Below are 16,847 nucleotides of genomic sequence, written 5' to 3'. Positions count from 1 at the left end.
TTGCGTTAAGGCAGTGCCATGAAGATCGACGGTTTGAAATTCACTGTTATAGGCGGCGGAATAGGGGGGCTGTCGGTCGCGCTGGCGCTGCGACAGCGCGGGGCAGAGGTCACCGTGCTAGAGCAGGCGCCGGCTTTGACCGAGGTTGGGGCCGGATTGCAGATCAGCGCCAATGGCATGGCGGTGCTGAGGGCGCTGGGTGTGGCTGACGATGTACCGGAAGCGGGACAATTGTCCTATGGAACCGCGTTACGTGACTATCGCCGGGGCCGCGTCATCAGCCGGGTGCCCGCGCCAGCCGCTGGTCCGACCTATTATTACCACCGCGCCGACCTGCTGGACCTGCTGCACCGCGCCGCGTCCGAAACTGGCGTCGATATCCGTCTGAACGCCCGCGTGGCGAAGGTGATCAACCATCCCGCCGAGGCCGAAGTGGTGTTGGAAAACGGCGAACGGATGCGCTCGGAATGCGCCATCGCTGCCGATGGCGGACGCAGCGCGATCCGGCCGATCCTCAACGGCGACGAGGCGCCCCAATTCACCCACCAGATTGCGTGGCGCGCGACTGTGCCCTGGTCGCAGCGCGAAGAGATGCCGTGTGCCTCGCTGACCATGGGGCCGGGGCGTCATGTGGTAACCTATCCCCTGCGTGACCAACGACTGATGAACCTGGTCGCGATCGAGGAACGCTCGGACTGGCAAGAGGAAGGTTGGCGTCTGACTGGTGACCCCGATGACCTGCGCGCTCGGTTTTCTGATTTTGGTGGCCCGGTACGCGAGATTCTCGCGCAAGTGACCGAAACCAACCTATGGGCGCTGTTCCTGCGCCCGGTTGCGCAAAATTGGCAAAACGGGCGTTTGGCATTGTTAGGTGATGCGGCACACCCGACGCTGCCCTTCATGGCGCAGGGCGCGTGTCTGGCGCTGGAAGATGCTTGGGTTCTGGCCCGCGCTTTTGAGGACCAATCCGGCGTCACGCAGGCGTTGGCGGCTTACGAAGCCAAGCGCCGCCCCCGGGCCATGCGCGTCGTCGCAGCAGCCGGAGCCAATGCGCGCAACTTCCACCTGCGTGGGCCGATGCGCTTGGCAGCCCAGATGGCTCTGATGGTGATTGGCCCGCAAATGGCGAAGAAATACGAGTGGATCTACGGCTACGACGCTACCGCGTGAACGGTCACAGGTCGAGATCGACCCAGACCGGAACGTGATCCGACGGTTTTTCATGCCCGCGCACAGCCGCATCGATCTGGCAATCGCGCATCAGATCGGCAGCTTGCGGTGTCAGCAGGAAGTGGTCGATGCGAATGCCGTCATTCTTGTTCCATGCCCCGGCCTGATAATCCCAAAAGGAATAATGCCCGGGCCCTTGCGTGCGTGCGCGAAACGCCTCGGTAAACCCCAAGTTTAGGATTTTTCGATACGCGGCGCGGCTTTCGGGGCGGAACAATGCGTCCTCGCGCCAAACATCCGGGCGGGCGGCGTCCTCGGCTTGCGGAATGATATTGTAATCGCCCGCCATCAGCGCGGGCTCCTCACCGGCCATCAGGTCGCGGGCGCGGTCGTAAAGCCGCTCCATCCAGGCCAGCTTGTAGTCATATTTCGGCCCGGGCGCGGGGTTGCCGTTGGGCAAATACAACCCGCAGATACGCAGGGCCTTTTTGCCAATCACAGTGGCTTCGATCCAGCGCGCCTGTTCGTCCGTATCGTCGCCGGGCAAACCACGGGTCACATCTTCCAAAGGCAGCTTCGACAGAATCGCGACACCGTTGAAACTCTTCTGCCCATGTGTTTCGACGTTGTAGCCGCGCTCTTCGAAGATCTCACGCGGGAAGTTCTCGTCGACCGATTTGATTTCCTGAAGCAGCGCGACATCCGGCTGCGCCTCGTCCAGCCACCGGGGCAGAGCCTCGGCCCTTGCCTTGATACCGTTGATATTGAACGTGGCGATTTTCATGGGCGACCCTCCGAGGCTGTTGGCAACCTATCGCGCAGAATGAACCCAGCGGCAAGTGGCGGCGGCGGATGCGAGGCTCTGCCTCGCGCTCCGGGATATTTTTGGACAGATGAAGAAACGGATCCTTAACCAATTTGTTCGAAGTAGGGGGAGCGGTACAGGCGGGGACGCCGATGACCGCGACAGGTGAAGCTCTCCGGTGCAAAGGCCGGGGAGCGGATCCCTGCTTCATCTGTCCAAAAATATCCTGGGGGTGTGGGGGTAAAGCCCCCACCGGCGCTACATCGAGAAAGATGTGCCGCAGCCGCAGGAGGAGGTGGCGTTCGGGTTCTCGATCACGAACCGGGCACCGATCAATTCCTGCGTGAAATCGATCACCGCGTTTTCGAGAAAAGGCAGGGAGACCGAGTCCACGATGACCTTTTGGCCTTTGCCTTCCAGCACAAGATCATCCGCTTTCGGTTGATCCAGCGCGATTTCGTATTGAAAACCGGAACATCCGCCGCCTTCCACGGCGACGCGCAAGGCCTGCCCTTGATCCGCCGCGCCGATTTCGGCGAGTCGGTCAAAGGCGCGTTCCGTGACTGTGGGGGGCAGATTCATGCCAGACTCCAAAGGTTTATTTCCTGATCGCACTACAATATATGTAACCTGACGACAGGCGACAAGGACAAGACCTTTGAACAGAGCGGGTTTTGCCTCGGACCCCGGCCGCGCAAGGGGGCGGTTGGTGCCAGAGGAAGAGAGCAGTTTCCGATCATGCTTTCAGCGCGATCGGGACAGGATCATCCATGCCAGCGCCTTTCGGCGGCTTAAGCACAAGACACAGGTTTTTGTCGAGCATGAGGGCGACAGCTATCGCACCCGTCTGACACATTCCATCGAGGTCGCTCAGGTTGCGCGCACCATTGCGGGCGCTTTGGGGCTGAACCCGGAACTGACCGAAGCAGTGGCTTTGGCGCATGATCTTGGGCACACGCCGTTTGGGCATACGGGCGAGGATGCGCTGCACGCATTGATGCAGCCCTATGGCGGGTTTGATCACAACGCGCAGGCCATTCGCATCGTGACGCGGCTGGAACGCCACTATGCCGAATTCGATGGCTGCAACCTGACCTGGGAATGTCTGGAAGGGATCGCCAAGCATAACGGCCCGGTGACTGGCGAATTGCCTTGGGCTCTGGCCGAGTGCAACGCGGGATTTGATCTGGAGCTGCACACTCATGCCAGTGCCGAGGCGCAGGTGGCGGCCCTGTCGGATGACATTGCCTACAACAACCACGATCTGTTGGACGGGCTGCGGGCTGATTTGTTCACGGATGAAGAAATCCAGCAACTGCCTATCGTTGGCGATTGCTATGCGGACGTGGACCGGAAGTACCCGGGCCTCGATCCGTATCGCCGCCGGCATGAGGCGCTGCGTAGGGTGTTTGGTGTCATGGTTTCGGACGTGATCGACACTTCGCGTGATTTGATCGCAGGTTCAGGGGCGCAGACGGTCGAGGATATCCGTCATCTGGGCCATCCGGTGGTTCAGTTCTCAACCGGGCTATGGGCGCAGCTCAAGGAAATCCGCGCGTTCCTCTTCACCCGTATGTATCGCGCGCCCAGCGTGATGCAGGTGCGCGCCGAGGTGAGCAGAGTCGTCGAGGAGCTGTTTCCGATCTACCTGAGCGACCCCAAGCAGATGCCCGCGCGCTGGCACGAGGATATTGAGGCGGCGCAGGATGAAACCGCGCTGGCCCGGATTGTGTCGGACTATATCGCCGGGATGACGGACCGGTTTGCCTTGCAGGATCACAAGCGACTGACGGGCGGCTAGTTACTCGATCCCGATATAGGCCAGAGCCCAGACCTGTTGTCCGGCCTGTGTCTGCGCCAGTTCGACATCGCCTGTTGCGGGGAACACGATCATGGTGGGGCCATAGCCGCCGATGCCCATCGGTGCGCCATCCGCATGAGTGGCCACGATTGGCTGGTGGTCGGTGATGCTCTCCCACTCGATTTCCGACTGATAACCATCCAGCGCCATGGGGCGGGCCGTTTTGCCCGCAGCCCCGGCCATCGTCATCACGTCCGATAGCAGCGGGCCGGAAAAGGCGATGTCACGTTTGTTGTCTTCGGGGCCGTAGGTGATGGTGATCTCGACCTGCGGCAGCCCGTCCAGCATGGCGGCGTCGAACCCGGCGGCGCCGTCGTGCTGAACTTCAAGATAGCCCAGAAGACCGCCGTCATTTTCCCCACGGGCTGGCAGGTTTGTTTCGGTGACCGCACCACCCAGTGTCAGCAGAACGTGCCCCGTGGGTGCCGGAATGTCCGCAAAAGCGGGCAGGGCAGTTGTCAGCAGCAGGGCAAAGGGCAGGACAAGGCGCATCAGTGGTTCTCCGGCAAAGGTAATTGCGCCGACATTACCGGGGATGGACGCGAAACCAAGCGCAAATATTAGGCGTGCATTGACCTTGCCGCGTTGCGTGGTAAACCGCCCGGCAAGCAAAAGGACATCCGTAATGAACCTGTTTTCCGAGATCCGCGGCCTGGTACTGGACGCGCTGGCGCAGATGCAGTCCGAAGGCGCGCTGCCCGAGGGGCTGAGCTTTGACAATGTCGCCGTGGAACCTCCGCGCGATGCGGCGCATGGCGACATGGCCACGAACGCGGCGATGGTGCTGGCGAAACCGGCCAAGATGAAGCCGCGCGATATTGCCGATGTGCTGGCCGGGAAACTGGCTGCCGATGACCGGATCACCAGTGCCGAGGTGGCGGGGCCGGGGTTCCTGAACCTGCGTCTTGCGCCGTCCGTTTGGCAAGGTGTGCTGGCGGCGGTGCTGGAGCAGGGCACTGATTATGGCCGCTCGACCATGGGAGCCGGGCAGAAGGTGAACGTGGAATATGTGTCGGCCAACCCCACTGGTCCGCTGCATGTGGGTCATACGCGCGGTGCGGTGTTTGGCGATGCCTTGGCAAGCCTGCTGGCCTATTCCGGCCATGATGTGACCCGCGAGTATTACATCAACGATGGCGGTGCACAGGTGGATGTGCTGGCGCGGTCGGCCTATGAACGCTATCGCGAGGCCAATGGCCTGAGCCCCGAGATCGCCGAGGGTCTATATCCCGGTGACTACCTGATCCCGATCGGTGAGGCGCTGAAAGAAAAGTATGGCGACAGCCTGATCGACAAGCCCGAAAGCGAATGGCTGGAAGAGCTGCGCAATTTCTCCACCGACGCGATGATGGACCTGATCCGCGCTGACCTGAAGGCGCTGGGCGTTGAGATGGACGTGTTCTTCTCGGAGAAATCCCTCTACGGCACGGGCCGGATTGAAGCCGCACTGCAGTCGCTGACCGACAAGGGCCTGATCTATGAGGGCGTGCTGGAACCGCCCAAGGGCAAAAAGCCCGAGGATTGGGAACCGCGTGAGCAGACCCTGTTCAAATCGACCGAACATGGCGATGACGTCGACCGCCCGGTGAAGAAATCGGATGGCTCGTGGACGTATTTCGCGCCTGATATCGCCTATCACTATGACAAGGTGAGCCGTGGTTTTGACGCGCTGATCGATGTGTTTGGTGCGGACCACGGCGGTTACGTTAAGCGGATGAAGGCCGCCGTTTCGGCGCTGTCTGACGGCAAAGTGCCGCTGGATATCAAGCTGACGCAGCTGGTGAAGCTGTGGAAAAATGGCGAGCCGTTCAAGATGTCCAAACGGGCGGGGAACTTTGTCACCCTGCGCGACGTGGTCGATCAGGTTGGGCCGGATGTGACCCGTTTCGTCATGCTGACCCGCAAGAACGACGCGCCGCTGGATTTCGATTTCGACAAGGTTCTGGAACAAAGCCGGGAGAACCCAGTGTTTTACGTGCAATATGCCCATGCCCGGGTCATGAGCGTGCTGCGCCGTGCGGCTGAGGCCGGGATCGCAACCGATGACGCGACGCTTGCCGCTGCGGACCTTGGTAAGAACGATCATGCCTCGGAACTGACAGTGGCCAAGAAGCTGGCCGAATGGCCGCGTCTGGTCGAAATCGCCGCCCGCACGAATGAGCCGCACCGCGTTGCGTTCTACCTCTATGAATTGGCCGGGGACTTCCACGCGCTGTGGAACAAGGGCAATGACGAAACCCAGCTGCGGTTCATTCAGGATGGCGATGTTGCCACAAGCCAGTCAAAAATCGCATTGGCCCGTGCCGTTTCTGTTGTGATTTCAGCGGGCTTGGGTATTCTTGGCGTTACCCCGGCGCAGGAGATGCGGTAACAAACACCGCCCGACGCACCGGTTCGAGGTAGGCAAGAAATGACCCGCGCGCCTTATTTCCCGGCGCGAAACGGGCGGTGAGGCGGACATGGCAAGTTACGATTACGCGGGGCAGATGCGCCCCGAGCAGATGCATTACACGAATCAACCGCACCCTCAGGATGGGTGCGCGTATCCCGACGACATGCACGGGTATGAACAAGCCCCGCGTGGCGCAGGTTTGGGCCGGATCGTCAATGTGATGGGGGCGGTCGCCTCGCTGGCGCTGGTCGCCGGGATTGGCGTGTGGGGCTACAAGCTGGTGATGCGCGATGTCAGCGGCGTGCCGGTCGTGAAAGCCATCGAAGGACCGATGCGCATTCAGCCGGAAAATCCCGGCGGAACGCCTGCCGATCATCAGGGGCTGGCCGTGAATGCCGTGGCCGCGGTTGGAACCGCTGCGCCACCTGCCGATCGCCTGATCCTTGCGCCGCGCCCGGTATCCTTGACCGATGAGGACACTCCGGTCGAACCGCTACAGGCCACCCCGGCCGTACATGTGGTGGAAGAAGAGATTTCGAACCAGGAGGCCGCGCAGCTGCGTCAGGGTTCTGTTGACGCTCTGGTCGCTGAACTGGCCGGTGAGGCCGCTGTGCTGGACACGCCCACGCAAGAGGGTGTGCAACTGGCCTCTCTGGTCACGCCCGAGGAAGAACCCGCGATTGATCCCGCCGATCTGGCCGCACAACTGCCTGACCCGGAATTGGCGGCACTGCCCGGCGTGCGCCGGTCGCTGCGCCCGATCACCCGCCCGGCACGCTCCACACCCAGCGGTATCACTGCCAATAGCGGCACTGAGGCGGCGATCAATGCCGCGGTCAAAGCGGCCGTTGGTCTGGATGTGGATGCTGACGCATTGTCCAAAGGCACCCGTATGGCGCAGTTGGGGGCTTATGAAAGCTCGGACGTGGCGCGTGCGGAATGGGATCGTCTGAATGGTCGGTTCGGTGAGTACATGGATGGAAAACAACGCGTTATCCAGAAAACCTCACGCGGTGGTCGAACCTTTTACCGTCTGCGCGTATTGGGGTTTGACGACCTGAGCGACTCGCGCCAGTTTTGCGCCGCGCTTGAGGCGCAGGGCGCCGATTGCATCCCGGTGGCTGCTCGGTGACGTTTGGCGCGGCGATCACTGACGCCGAGGGCCTGCGCCTGACGCCACAGGAAAAACGACTGTTTCGCGACATGAACCCGTTCGGGTTCATTCTGTTTGCCCGCAATATCGAGACCGAGGATCAGGTCCGCGCCCTGTGTGACGAATTCCGCGAGGCTGTGGGCCGCAATTGCCCCATCACCATCGATCAGGAGGGCGGGCGCGTGCAGCGCCTGCGTGCGCCCATCGCGCGGGAATGGCTGCCGCCACTGGATCATGCCGAACGGGCGGGGGATCAGGCGGAACGCGCCATGTATCTGCGCTATCGCCTGATTGCACAGGAATTGTTCGAGCTGGGCATCGACAGCAACTGCGCCCCGATGGTCGATCTGGCGCGGGATGAGACGCATGTTTTCCTGAAAAACCGTTGCTATGGCTCTGATCCCAAAGCGGTTTCCAAGATCGGGAAAGCCGTCGCCAAGGGCCATTTGGATGGCGGGGTTCTGCCGGTGGTCAAACACATGCCGGGGCATGGGCTTTCGACGCTGGACAGCCACCATGACCTGCCGCATGTGGACCTGACGCAGGAGGCGCTGGAACAGGCCGATTTCGCCACCTTCCGCGCGTTGAACGATCTGCCGATGGGGATGACGGCGCATCTGGTCTATGACCGGATCGACCCGCAACCAGCGACGATCTCGGCCACGATGATTGGTCTGATCCGCGACACAATCGGGTTCGACGGGCTGATCATGACTGACGACATCTCGATGAAAGCCCTGTCCGGCGCACCCGAGGAGATTGCGCGTCAGGCGCTGAACGCCGGGTGTGACGTGGTTCTGCACTGTAACGGCACCTATGAGGCCCGCGCCAAAGTGCTGGACACAGCCGGAGAGATGACGCCACAGGCGCAAAAACGCGCCGAAAAGGCATTGTCGATGCGGCAAAAGCCTGAGGAACTTGACATCGAAGCCGCCGAGGCGGAACTATCTGCCCTAATGGGCGGGCAGGTATATGAACGATAACCTTTTCAGCGAAGACCCGGTCTCGGTCGCGGATCGACTGGCCGCTGAGGCCCTGATCGTTGACGTAGACGGGTTCGAGGGCCCGCTGGACGTGCTGCTGACCCTGTCGCGCACGCAAAAGGTTGATCTGCGTAAAATCTCGGTTTTGGCGCTGGCGCAGCAATATCTGGCCTTTGTGGAAAAGGCCCGGGCGCTGCGGATCGAACTGGCTGCTGACTATCTGGTGATGGCGGCCTGGCTGGCCTTTCTGAAATCCCGCCTGCTGCTGCCACCCGACCCGGATGATGAGGGACCGTCGGGCGAGGAACTGGCCGCGCATCTGGCGTTCCAATTGGAGCGCCTGCAGGCCATGCGCGATTCCGCCGCGCGTCTGATGGCGCGCGATCAGTTGGGGCGCGATTTCTTCAAGCGCGGGCAGGGTGAGGACATCACCCGCATCCGCACGGTCACCTATTCTGCCACGCTGCTGGATCTGATGCAGGGCTATGCGCGAATCCGCACCCGCGACGAATTCCGGCCCTTTGTTATGGATCGCGATGCGGTGTTCACCATGGAGCAGGCATTGGAACGCATGCGCCCCCTGATCGGGTTCGCGGGCGCGTGGACGGATATGGAGACCTACCTGCCCGATGGCTGGGATGCCGATCCCGTGCGCCGCCGGTCGGCCACTGCGGCGACCTTTGCGGCCTCGCTGGAACTGGTGAAAGAAGGACATATGGAGATACAGCAGAGCGAGACCTTTGCCCCGATCCAACTGCGTAAGAGGACAGAAACACGTGACTGACGCCCCCGAAGACGAAGGCACCGGCACCCTGTTCGAAGCGCCGCCCTTGGCGGAACAGGAACGTATGGTCGAAGCCGTGCTGTTCGCCAGCGCTGAACCTGTAACGATTGCTGACCTTGAGGCCCGGATGCCCCATGGCAGCGAGGCGGCGCAGGCCATTGAAATGCTTCAGAAACGCTATGAGGGGCGCGGTGTCCGTGTCGTCCGCGTGGGTGAGGCGTGGGCAATCCGCACCGCCCCCGATCTGGGTTTTCTGATGCAAAAGGAAACGGTTGAGACCCGCAAGCTCAGCCGCGCCGCGATCGAGACATTGGCTATTGTCGCCTACCACCAGCCCTGCACCCGGGCCGAGATTGAGGAAATCCGCGGTGTCTCGGTTTCGCGCGGGACCATCGATCAGTTGTTGGAAATGGAGTGGATCAGGCTGGGCCGCCGCCGGATGACACCGGGCCGTCCGGTGACATTTGTTGTGACGCCGCAGTTTCTGGACCATTTCGGGCTGGAAAATGCCCGCGACCTGCCGGGGCTGAAAGAACTGCGCGCGGCTGGGTTGCTTGAGAACCGGCCCCCGCCGGGCGTCATGCCGATGGGAGATGGGCAGGAAGAAGAGGACGACCAAACCGAACTGTTCGAAGAAGAGTGATCGGGCGGCCCTTTTGTTGCCGCAGAAATCACCTATGTTGAGGCTCAGAAAACGGAGTTGAGCAATGAACGCTAATCAGATCATCAATATGATCGTGCGCCAGGTCATGCGCCGCCTTGTCAACGGCGGCATAAACAAGGGGTTTGATGTGGCCGGTCAGATGGGGCGCAAAGTCAGCAAACCGTCGCCTCGGCAAGATGACCCGGATGCGGGGCGCAGAAACTCTGACAATCGCGGCTGAACTCTGGGTCGGTGCGTTGGGCGCCCGACCTTAACCGACCGCTTTGAAATGCTTGGACAGTTTCAGACCCTGTCCCTGATAGTTCGAGGCAATGCCCGCGCCATAAAGCTGCGTGGGCATTTCTGACATCTGCTCATAAACCAGCCGCCCGACGACCTGCCCGTGTTCCAGCACAAAGGGGGCTTCGTGGCAGCGCACTTCCAGAACACCGCGTGATCCGGCGCCGCCCGCGGCGGCATGGCCGAATCCGGGGTCGAAAAACCCGGCATAGTGCACACGGAATTCACCAACCATGGCCAGATAGGGGGCCATTTCGGCTGCGTACATGGGCGGGATGTGCACTGCCTCGCGGCTGACCAGAATATAGAACGCACCGGGGTCCAGAATGATGCGCCCGTCGCGCGTGCGCACCTCTTCCCAGTATTCTTGCGGGTCATATTCCCCAATCCGATCCAGATCGATCACGCCCGTATGGGGCTTGGCACGATACCCCACCAGATCGGTGTCGGGCAGTTGCAGGTCAACCGAAAAGCCCAGCCCGTCCTGAATCACGGCGGGACCATCGACCAGCGGTGTTTCAGCGTGCAGCGCCAACAGTTCGGAATCAGACAAGACGGCCTGACCCTGACGGAATCGAATCTGGTTCAGGCGCATTCCCGGACGCACCAGAACCGAGAAAGAGCGCGGGCAAATCTCGGCGTAGATCGGCCCGGTATAGCCCGCAGGCACGCGGTCAAACTCGGCCCCGCCATCGGTGATGGTGCGCGTCAGCAGGTCCAGCCGCCCGGTTGAGCTTTTGGCGTTGGCCACGGCGGTGACGCTGTCGGGCAGGGCCAGTGATTCCATCAGCGGCACCAGATAGACGCAGCCTTTCTCAAGCACCGCGCCGTCGGTGATGTCGATGCGATGCATCTCAAACTCGGCCAGACGATCCGCGACCGAGCGCCCTTCGCCCGCCAGGAATGAGGCACGGACCCGGTAAGCCACTGTTCCCAATCGCAAATCAAGGCTGGCAGGTTGAACTTGTGCCGGAATGATCGCAGGGCTGGCGGTGATTTCACCACGCGCCATCATGCCTTCGATCTGCTGGTTTGGGCATACACCTGTCATTCCGATCCCCCCTGATGCCAGAGCGGGATCTGGCCTGTCTGCCATAAACGTCGGTGTGATTTGGTCGGGCTAGCAGGACTCGAACCTGCGACCTTCCGTCCCCCAGACGGACGCGCTACCAGGCTGCGCCATAGCCCGACGTTGGAGTGTTCATAACGGTTTTCCCGGCAGGGGCAAGAGGAAAACATTGCCTTTTTCTTATCCCGCCGTCCTGTTTTCGATACGGTCCAGAACCGCGCGCAAATCCTTTGCCACGGGGGCGATTTGTTTCAGTAACTCGGCGTCGAAATCGGTCTTGCTCCAGGCCTGGCTTGCGATTCCGCCAAGCAGGGGAGCCTCATCTATATAGTCCTCGGTTGCAGGCTGGGGTGTTTCAGGCTCTGTCTGCGCGGCGGCAGGTTGGGCTGGTTCCGGCGTTGCCGCAGGCTGTTGCGGGGCCGGCGGGCTCGCGTCACCCAGATCCAGCGTAATCTGTTCGCTGGCCGCGGTTGGTTTTGAGGCGAAAGGCACCACAACGCTGTCATCTTTCGGGGGCTGCGCTTCTGTCACCACGGGGTCCGCAGGTTCGTCCAGCGACGGAGACAGCGAGGCGACATAAGCCACACCCTGTTCACGCAGGATGCGCTGAACGCCCTTTATGGTGATGCTATCTTCGTGCAGCAGCTTTTTGATACCGCCCAACAGCCGCATGTCGTTGGGACGATAGTATCGCCGCCCTCCGGCCCGTTTGACCGGTTTGACCTGCGCAAAGCGGCTTTCCCAGAATCGCAGGACATGAGCCTGAACGCCCAGCCAGTCCGCAACTTCACTGATTGTGCGAAAGGCGTCGGGGGACTTGCTCATGATGCCCAGACCTTACTTACGGTTCCCGGCGGCGACGCGATCCTTCATCAGGTGCGACGGGCGAAAGGTCAGCACGCGGCGGGGCTGAATCGGAACCTCTTCGCCGGTTTTGGGATTGCGCCCGATGCGAGCGGTCTTGTCCCGAACACTGAACGTCCCGAAAGACGAAATCTTTACCTGTTCGCCCCGCACCAGCGCGTCAGACATGTGGTTCAGAACGCTTTCTACCAGCTGCGCACTTTCGTTGCGTGACAGGCCAACCTCGCGGAAGACGGCCTCGCTCAGATCCATTCGGGTCAGTGTTTTGTCGCTCATACCATTTCCCCTGTTGATACCAAAGAATATGGCGGACGGAAATTCGCTGTCAATATCAATGAATTGCGGGCCTGTGTGTAAGCCGTTTTGCGCCGGTTACCAGCGCAGGACCACGGCACCCCAGGCCAGACCGCCGCCAATCGCCTCGGTCACGATCAGGTCGCCTTGCTTGATCTGACCGCGTTGCTTGCCGACAGACAGGGCCAACGGGATCGATGCAGCCGATGTATTTCCGTGATCCTGAACGGTGACGACGACGTTTTCCATCGGCAGGCCCATTTTCTTGGCGGTGCCCTGAATGATGCGGATATTGGCCTGATGCGGTACGATCCAGTCAACATCGGTGCTGCCAAGACCAGCGCGTTCGAGCGCGGTTTCCGCAGTTTTTGCCAGTTTTTCAACGGCATGGCGGAAGACCTGATTGCCCTGCATGCGCAGATGGCCGGTCGTTTGCGTCGACACGCCGCCATCCACATACAGAAGGTCCTTGTACCGCCCGTCCGAGTTCAGGTCGGTGGCCAGGATGCCGCGATCCTGCGCGGTGCCGTCGCCCTCTTGCAGCTCAAGAACCAACGCACCGGCCCCATCGCCGAACAGAACGCAGGTCGACCGGTCGGTCCAGTCCATGATTCGCGAGAACGTCTCGGCCCCGATGACCAGAACCCGTTTGGCCTGACCCGATACGATCAGCGCGTTGGCATTGCTGAGCGCAAAGACGAATCCGGCGCAGACGGCCTGGACGTCGAAGGCAAAGCCCTTGGTCATGCCCAGCCGAGCCTGCACCATGGTTGCGGCCGAAGGGAAGGTCAGATCGGCAGTTGAGGTGGCCAGAACGATGGCATCGATGTCGTCCGCGCCTAACCCTGCGTCTGCAAGGGCGGCCTCGGCTGCCCGGGTGGCCAGATCCGAGGTCGATTCCCCGTCGGCGGCGAAATGCCGGCGTTCGATACCTGAGCGGCTCTTGATCCACTCATCCGTTGTATCGAGCGTCTTTTCGAACTCGGAATTCGGAACGATGCGCTCAGGCAAATAATGTCCGACACCTACGACAACTGCACGGCCTGCCATTCTGAGGTACTGCCTTTTTTGTTATTCGCCAGCCTTGGGCTGGGGGTTGACGGCATCTTGTGCAAGCTCAGCTGTTGATGCAACCCGTGCTGCCAATTTTTCGGCGAAACCGGACTGGGCCAGGGTAAAGGCCAGCTTGACGGCTGCCGAAACTCCGGTGGCATCGGCGCCACCGTGGGATTTGACGACAGTGCCGTTGAGGCCAAGGAATACCCCGCCATTCACCCGGCGCGGGTCGATCCGCTTTTTCAGGCGATTCATCGAGGTTATCGCCAGGATCGAGGCCAAACGCGAGAGCGGCGTGTATTTGAACGCCTCGCGCAGAAGATCACCAATCAGGCTGGCGGTGCCTTCGCCGGTCTTGATCGCGACATTGCCGGTAAACCCATCAGTGACAATGACATCTGCCTTGTCACCGGGGATATCACTGCCTTCGACAAAGCCGACAAATTCGAAATTCGCCTGATCTGCAAAATCTGAGATCAGCGCATGCGCCTCTTTCAACTCGGCGCGGCCCTTGTGTTCTTCGGTGCCGACATTCAGCAACCCGATCCGAGGGCGTTCCAGCGCCATGCCATTGCGGGCATAAGACGCTCCCATCAGCGCAAATTGCAGCAAATCCTTGGCGTCGGCGCGCACATCCGCACCCACATCCAACATCACGTTGAACCCCTGCGGGTTGCGCGATGGCCACAGAATCGCGATGGCCGGGCGGTTCACACCCGGCAATTTGCGCAGCCGCATCATCGACAGCGCCATCAGCGCGCCGGTGTTACCGCAGGACACCGCGCCATGGGCTTCGCCCTGACGTACCGATTCCAGCGCCGACCACATCGAGGTCTGCTTGCCGTTGCGGACAACCTGGCTGGGCTTGTCCTCCATCGTGACCACATCCGGGCAATCACGAAAAACGACGCGCCCGTTCAGGACACGCCGTTTTGCGACAAGTTTCTGCAGCACCTGTTCAGGCCCGTGCAGGATGAACGCGATGTCGGGGTTCTTGTTCGCCGAATTGGCGATGCCCGCAACAACGGTTGCGGGCCCCGAATCTCCGCCCATAGCGTCAACCGAGATGGTAGTCCGTCCGGCGTGCGTGGGCTGTTCTGTCATGCCGTGCCTGCGCTTTTGTTAGCTTAGGCCGCGTCTTCGTCCAGATCGATTTCGTCGGCCTGAGCGACGACTTCGCGATCATCATAGTGGCCGCAGGACGCGCACACGTGGTGGGGGCGCTTCAGCTCACCACAGTTTGCGCATTCGTTCGGGTTTGCAGCAACCAGAGCGTCGTGTGCGCGGCGGTTGTTGCGACGCGACTTGGAAACTTTGTTCTGTTGGACGGCCATGGTCTCAACCTTTGTCTACTGAGGGTCAGCAGATTCGCCGCCGACCGGGTTTCATTCTTCGTTTTTCTCGTGGTTTGACGCGCGTTTGGGGTACGATCCCCACGGTGTCCAACCCAAATTCCAATGAGCGCGCGAAAATACTGCGATTCTCGACATGTTCAAGCAATTTTTCTGAGCGCCTGCTATGACAGGAAATATATCCCCTGTCACTCGTCTTTTTTCAGTGCATCGCGCAAACCGGCCAGCCCGGCAAAGGGTTTGGCATCTTCGTCGGTCATCGCCTGTTTTCCGGGTTCGGTAAAGTCGGCCTGTTCCAGCGCGGCCCCGTCCTTGCGCGGGTATTGGGGCAGGGCCAGCGACAGCGCCTCGATCATCACCAGCGCCGGGTCGATCTCTGGGCCGAGTGGCTCAGATTCGTCACCTTCGGGGATTTCGAACTCTTCCTCATCCGGGTCCGACCAATCCGCAATGAATATCCGTGAAACGGGAATATCGATGCGGGTTGTTACCGGTTCCAGTGTGACCACGCAGGGCTGTGTCACTGTCGCGCCCAGTTTGCCGGTCAGTGCCCAGTCGCGCTTGCCTTGTGCCCTTACGTCACCCTCAAAGCGGAGCTTGCGCAGGCCGAGCAGGCCAAGATCGTCTCGGATCGCGTCCAACGCCTTGCCTTCGGGGCGCAGATCAAAGGGGGTGGGGGCGTTCTGGGGCAGGTCGGCCACCCGCAGAGATGTCTGGTTGCTCATTCGTGACCCTTTCCTGTGTTGAACCGGGGCTGCGGTTTGATGTAAGCGGATAGGGCCCGGACGGGGCCAAGGCAAGAGGGTGTAAATGTTGAAGGTTGTGAACAGGTTGAAACCGGCGTCCAGAACGCTTGTCTTTGCGGCCTGTCTGGCGGCGGTGGCATGTACGCCCGTATTCAGGAATCACGGGTATATCCCTCCGCCGGAAGACCTGGCCGAGATTCAGGTGGGTGTGGATACGCGTGACACGGTGATGGAGGCGGTCGGCGCGCCCAGCTCATCGGGTGTGGTGCGCGATTCCGGGTTCTACTATGTACGTTCGCGCATCCGTCACTATGGGCCCAAGAAGCCCGAGGTCGTCTCGCGCGAATTGGTCGCGATCAGTTTTGATGACCGGGGCGTTGTCCGCAATATTGAACGGTTCGGGCTGGAGGATGGCGTCGTCGTGACGCTGGATCGCCGCATCACCGAGTCGACGATTCAGGGCCAGGGCTTTATCCGTCAGCTGCTGGGTAATATCGGCAACTTCAACCCGGCCAACATTCCGGGCGCGAGCCAACAATAACCGCCACGCCTTGCGACGGTCACATGGCAGTCACATGTTGTGTGTTAGGGAAACGGCAAGAGACAACCGGTCAGCAACCGCGGAGGGGGCGACCATGGCACTATTGCTTGGCAAAGGCCGATACCGGGCCCGTCTGGCCCGGTCAGCGCAGGATGTGACGGCGGCCCAAGCCCTGCGCACGCGGGCCTTCGGGACCGCGCAGCCCGACGCCGATGTGTTCGATTCTGTCTGTGCACATATTCTGGTTGAGGATATGCGCGCGGGCGAAGACCTTGTCTGTTGCTTTCGATTGCTGACGATGGAAAGCGGGGCCGAGATTTCCCGCAGCTATTCCGCGCAGTTCTATGACCTTTCGGCGTTGCAGGGGTTCCAGGGGCGGATGGTTGAGATGGGGCGCTTTTGCATTCATCCCGACCGGTCCGACCCGGACATCCTGCGGGTCGCCTGGGGGGCGATGACAGCTTATGTGGATCAGAACAATGTCGAGATGCTGTTTGGCTGTTCGTCCTTTGCGGGGACTGAAACGGATGAATATCTGGATGCTTTTGCCATGCTGAAACACCGGCATCTGGCCCCCAAACGCTGGCTGCCGCGCGTCAAGGCGCCGGATGTTTTTCGTTTCGCTGCCCGTTTGCGGCGGCGGCCCGATGCGAAACAAGCGATGCTGCGGATGCCGCCGTTGCTGCGCACCTATCTGATGATGGGCGGTTGGGTCAGTGATCATGCGGTGGTCGATCGGCATATGAACACGCTGCATGTTTTTACCGGGCTTGAGATCGGGTCGATTCCCCCGGCACGGAAACGTCTGCTGCGGGCGGTGGCCGGGTAATTCCG

Annotated in this window: 20 protein-coding genes and 1 tRNA gene; 10 read left to right on the top strand and 11 right to left on the bottom strand. The window is 61.0% G+C overall.

All coding sequences use genetic code 11. The features are described 5' to 3' along the window. The first annotated feature begins 18 nt into the window (after positions 1-18). Positions 19-1,170 carry an FAD-dependent monooxygenase gene (locus ACRZ94_RS07245; RefSeq protein WP_480797004.1) on the top strand — a complete coding sequence of 384 codons (1,152 nt, stop codon included), beginning with the start codon at positions 19-21 and terminating at the stop codon, positions 1,168-1,170. 4 nt (positions 1,171-1,174) lie between these two features. Here the strand turns inward: ACRZ94_RS07245 and xth are convergent, their stop codons facing one another. Beyond that, positions 1,175-1,954 (bottom strand): exodeoxyribonuclease III, encoded by a 780-nt coding sequence (xth, locus tag ACRZ94_RS07240; protein WP_480651796.1) that lies wholly within the window; start codon positions 1,952-1,954, stop codon positions 1,175-1,177. Between the two features lie 279 nt (positions 1,955-2,233). Continuing rightward, positions 2,234-2,557 carry a HesB/IscA family protein gene (locus tag ACRZ94_RS07235; protein WP_480651795.1) on the bottom strand — a complete coding sequence of 108 codons (324 nt, stop codon included), beginning with the start codon at positions 2,555-2,557 and terminating at the stop codon, positions 2,234-2,236. A 76-nt stretch (positions 2,558-2,633) separates the two neighbouring features. On the opposite strand from ACRZ94_RS07235, the gene ACRZ94_RS07230 reads away from it, so the two are divergent. Beyond that, on the top strand, positions 2,634-3,776 hold the full coding sequence (locus ACRZ94_RS07230; RefSeq protein WP_480651793.1) for a deoxyguanosinetriphosphate triphosphohydrolase: 1,143 nt from the start codon (positions 2,634-2,636) through the stop codon (positions 3,774-3,776). On the opposite strand, the gene ACRZ94_RS07225 is transcribed toward ACRZ94_RS07230, so the two are convergent. Then, positions 3,777-4,328 carry a putative pterin-binding protein gene (locus ACRZ94_RS07225; RefSeq protein ID WP_480651791.1) on the bottom strand — a complete coding sequence of 184 codons (552 nt, stop codon included), beginning with the start codon at positions 4,326-4,328 and terminating at the stop codon, positions 3,777-3,779. A gap of 133 nt (positions 4,329-4,461) precedes the next feature. On the opposite strand from ACRZ94_RS07225, the gene argS reads away from it, so the two are divergent. The 6 genes from argS to ACRZ94_RS07195 all read left to right on the top strand — a co-directional run bounded on the left by argS (position 4,462) and on the right by ACRZ94_RS07195 (position 10,032). Next, positions 4,462-6,207 carry an arginine--tRNA ligase gene (gene argS / locus ACRZ94_RS07220; protein WP_480651789.1) on the top strand — a complete coding sequence of 582 codons (1,746 nt, stop codon included), beginning with the start codon at positions 4,462-4,464 and terminating at the stop codon, positions 6,205-6,207. Between the two features lie 88 nt (positions 6,208-6,295). Further along, positions 6,296-7,360: an SPOR domain-containing protein gene (locus ACRZ94_RS07215; protein ID WP_480797003.1), complete on the top strand. Its 1,065-nt coding sequence runs from the start codon at positions 6,296-6,298 to the stop codon at positions 7,358-7,360. After that, a complete protein-coding gene (gene nagZ / locus ACRZ94_RS07210; RefSeq protein ID WP_480797002.1) occupies positions 7,357-8,364 on the top strand; it encodes a beta-N-acetylhexosaminidase in 1,008 nt (335 codons plus the stop codon). Before ACRZ94_RS07215 ends, nagZ begins: the two co-directional genes overlap by 4 nt. Continuing rightward, entirely contained in the window at positions 8,354-9,148 is a 795-nt protein-coding gene (locus ACRZ94_RS07205) for a segregation and condensation protein A (protein WP_480797001.1), read from the top strand. Before nagZ ends, ACRZ94_RS07205 begins: the two co-directional genes overlap by 11 nt. Then, entirely contained in the window at positions 9,141-9,791 is a 651-nt protein-coding gene (gene scpB / locus ACRZ94_RS07200; RefSeq protein ID WP_480651784.1) for an SMC-Scp complex subunit ScpB, read from the top strand. The genes ACRZ94_RS07205 and scpB overlap by 8 nt, the downstream gene beginning before the upstream one ends. A gap of 64 nt (positions 9,792-9,855) precedes the next feature. Then, positions 9,856-10,032 carry a hypothetical protein gene (locus ACRZ94_RS07195; protein ID WP_480651783.1) on the top strand — a complete coding sequence of 59 codons (177 nt, stop codon included), beginning with the start codon at positions 9,856-9,858 and terminating at the stop codon, positions 10,030-10,032. 30 nt (positions 10,033-10,062) lie between these two features. On the opposite strand, the gene ACRZ94_RS07190 is transcribed toward ACRZ94_RS07195, so the two are convergent. From ACRZ94_RS07190 to ACRZ94_RS07155, 8 genes are all read right to left on the bottom strand, one after another. Continuing rightward, complete coding sequence (locus ACRZ94_RS07190; RefSeq protein ID WP_480797000.1) at positions 10,063-11,142, bottom strand: 2'-deoxycytidine 5'-triphosphate deaminase; 1,080 nt, start codon at positions 11,140-11,142, stop codon at positions 10,063-10,065. A gap of 61 nt (positions 11,143-11,203) precedes the next feature. Beyond that, positions 11,204-11,280 (bottom strand) — tRNA-Pro (locus ACRZ94_RS07185). Positions 11,281-11,340: 60 nt separating this feature from the next. Continuing rightward, on the bottom strand, positions 11,341-11,985 hold the full coding sequence (locus ACRZ94_RS07180; RefSeq protein WP_480796999.1) for a MerR family transcriptional regulator: 645 nt from the start codon (positions 11,983-11,985) through the stop codon (positions 11,341-11,343). A gap of 12 nt (positions 11,986-11,997) precedes the next feature. Next, complete coding sequence (gene ihfA / locus ACRZ94_RS07175; RefSeq protein ID WP_037316145.1) at positions 11,998-12,300, bottom strand: integration host factor subunit alpha; 303 nt, start codon at positions 12,298-12,300, stop codon at positions 11,998-12,000. Positions 12,301-12,396: 96 nt separating this feature from the next. Further along, entirely contained in the window at positions 12,397-13,368 is a 972-nt protein-coding gene (locus tag ACRZ94_RS07170) for a beta-ketoacyl-ACP synthase III (RefSeq protein WP_480796998.1), read from the bottom strand. A 21-nt stretch (positions 13,369-13,389) separates the two neighbouring features. Beyond that, complete coding sequence (gene plsX / locus ACRZ94_RS07165; protein ID WP_480651775.1) at positions 13,390-14,478, bottom strand: phosphate acyltransferase PlsX; 1,089 nt, start codon at positions 14,476-14,478, stop codon at positions 13,390-13,392. Positions 14,479-14,501: 23 nt separating this feature from the next. Continuing rightward, entirely contained in the window at positions 14,502-14,708 is a 207-nt protein-coding gene (gene rpmF / locus ACRZ94_RS07160) for a 50S ribosomal protein L32 (RefSeq protein WP_037316137.1), read from the bottom strand. 206 nt (positions 14,709-14,914) lie between these two features. After that, on the bottom strand, positions 14,915-15,451 hold the full coding sequence (locus tag ACRZ94_RS07155; RefSeq protein WP_480651773.1) for a YceD family protein: 537 nt from the start codon (positions 15,449-15,451) through the stop codon (positions 14,915-14,917). An 85-nt stretch (positions 15,452-15,536) separates the two neighbouring features. Between ACRZ94_RS07155 and ACRZ94_RS07150 the strand changes: the two genes are divergently transcribed. Further along, entirely contained in the window at positions 15,537-16,013 is a 477-nt protein-coding gene (locus ACRZ94_RS07150) for an outer membrane protein assembly factor BamE (protein WP_480651771.1), read from the top strand. Between the two features lie 94 nt (positions 16,014-16,107). Then, positions 16,108-16,842 carry a GNAT family N-acetyltransferase gene (locus ACRZ94_RS07145; protein ID WP_480651769.1) on the top strand — a complete coding sequence of 245 codons (735 nt, stop codon included), beginning with the start codon at positions 16,108-16,110 and terminating at the stop codon, positions 16,840-16,842. Positions 16,843-16,847: the final 5 nt, after the last annotated feature.

This window comes from Ruegeria sp. CH10, assembly GCF_056537125.1.
This window is presented reverse-complemented; position numbering and strand designations above follow the sequence as displayed.

Bases quoted from the DNA above. Each gene is read 5' to 3' on its own strand.
- ACRZ94_RS07245 (WP_480797004.1), top strand. From the start codon at position 19: ATGAAGATCGACGGTTTGAAATTCACTGTTATAGGCGGCGGAATAGGG.
- xth (WP_480651796.1), bottom strand. From the start codon at position 1,954: ATGAAAATCGCCACGTTCAATATCAACGGTATCAAGGCAAGGGCCGAG.
- ACRZ94_RS07235 (WP_480651795.1), bottom strand. From the start codon at position 2,557: ATGAATCTGCCCCCCACAGTCACGGAACGCGCCTTTGACCGACTCGCC.
- ACRZ94_RS07225 (WP_480651791.1), bottom strand. From the start codon at position 4,328: ATGCGCCTTGTCCTGCCCTTTGCCCTGCTGCTGACAACTGCCCTGCCC.
- argS (WP_480651789.1), top strand. From the start codon at position 4,462: ATGAACCTGTTTTCCGAGATCCGCGGCCTGGTACTGGACGCGCTGGCG.
- ACRZ94_RS07215 (WP_480797003.1), top strand. From the start codon at position 6,296: ATGGCAAGTTACGATTACGCGGGGCAGATGCGCCCCGAGCAGATGCAT.
- ACRZ94_RS07205 (WP_480797001.1), top strand. From the start codon at position 8,354: ATGAACGATAACCTTTTCAGCGAAGACCCGGTCTCGGTCGCGGATCGA.
- ACRZ94_RS07195 (WP_480651783.1), top strand. From the start codon at position 9,856: ATGAACGCTAATCAGATCATCAATATGATCGTGCGCCAGGTCATGCGC.
- ACRZ94_RS07190 (WP_480797000.1), bottom strand. From the start codon at position 11,142: ATGACAGGTGTATGCCCAAACCAGCAGATCGAAGGCATGATGGCGCGT.
- ACRZ94_RS07180 (WP_480796999.1), bottom strand. From the start codon at position 11,985: ATGAGCAAGTCCCCCGACGCCTTTCGCACAATCAGTGAAGTTGCGGAC.
- ihfA (WP_037316145.1), bottom strand. From the start codon at position 12,300: ATGAGCGACAAAACACTGACCCGAATGGATCTGAGCGAGGCCGTCTTC.
- ACRZ94_RS07170 (WP_480796998.1), bottom strand. From the start codon at position 13,368: ATGGCAGGCCGTGCAGTTGTCGTAGGTGTCGGACATTATTTGCCTGAG.
- plsX (WP_480651775.1), bottom strand. From the start codon at position 14,478: ATGACAGAACAGCCCACGCACGCCGGACGGACTACCATCTCGGTTGAC.
- rpmF (WP_037316137.1), bottom strand. From the start codon at position 14,708: ATGGCCGTCCAACAGAACAAAGTTTCCAAGTCGCGTCGCAACAACCGC.
- ACRZ94_RS07155 (WP_480651773.1), bottom strand. From the start codon at position 15,451: ATGAGCAACCAGACATCTCTGCGGGTGGCCGACCTGCCCCAGAACGCC.
- ACRZ94_RS07150 (WP_480651771.1), top strand. From the start codon at position 15,537: ATGTTGAAGGTTGTGAACAGGTTGAAACCGGCGTCCAGAACGCTTGTC.
- ACRZ94_RS07145 (WP_480651769.1), top strand. From the start codon at position 16,108: ATGGCACTATTGCTTGGCAAAGGCCGATACCGGGCCCGTCTGGCCCGG.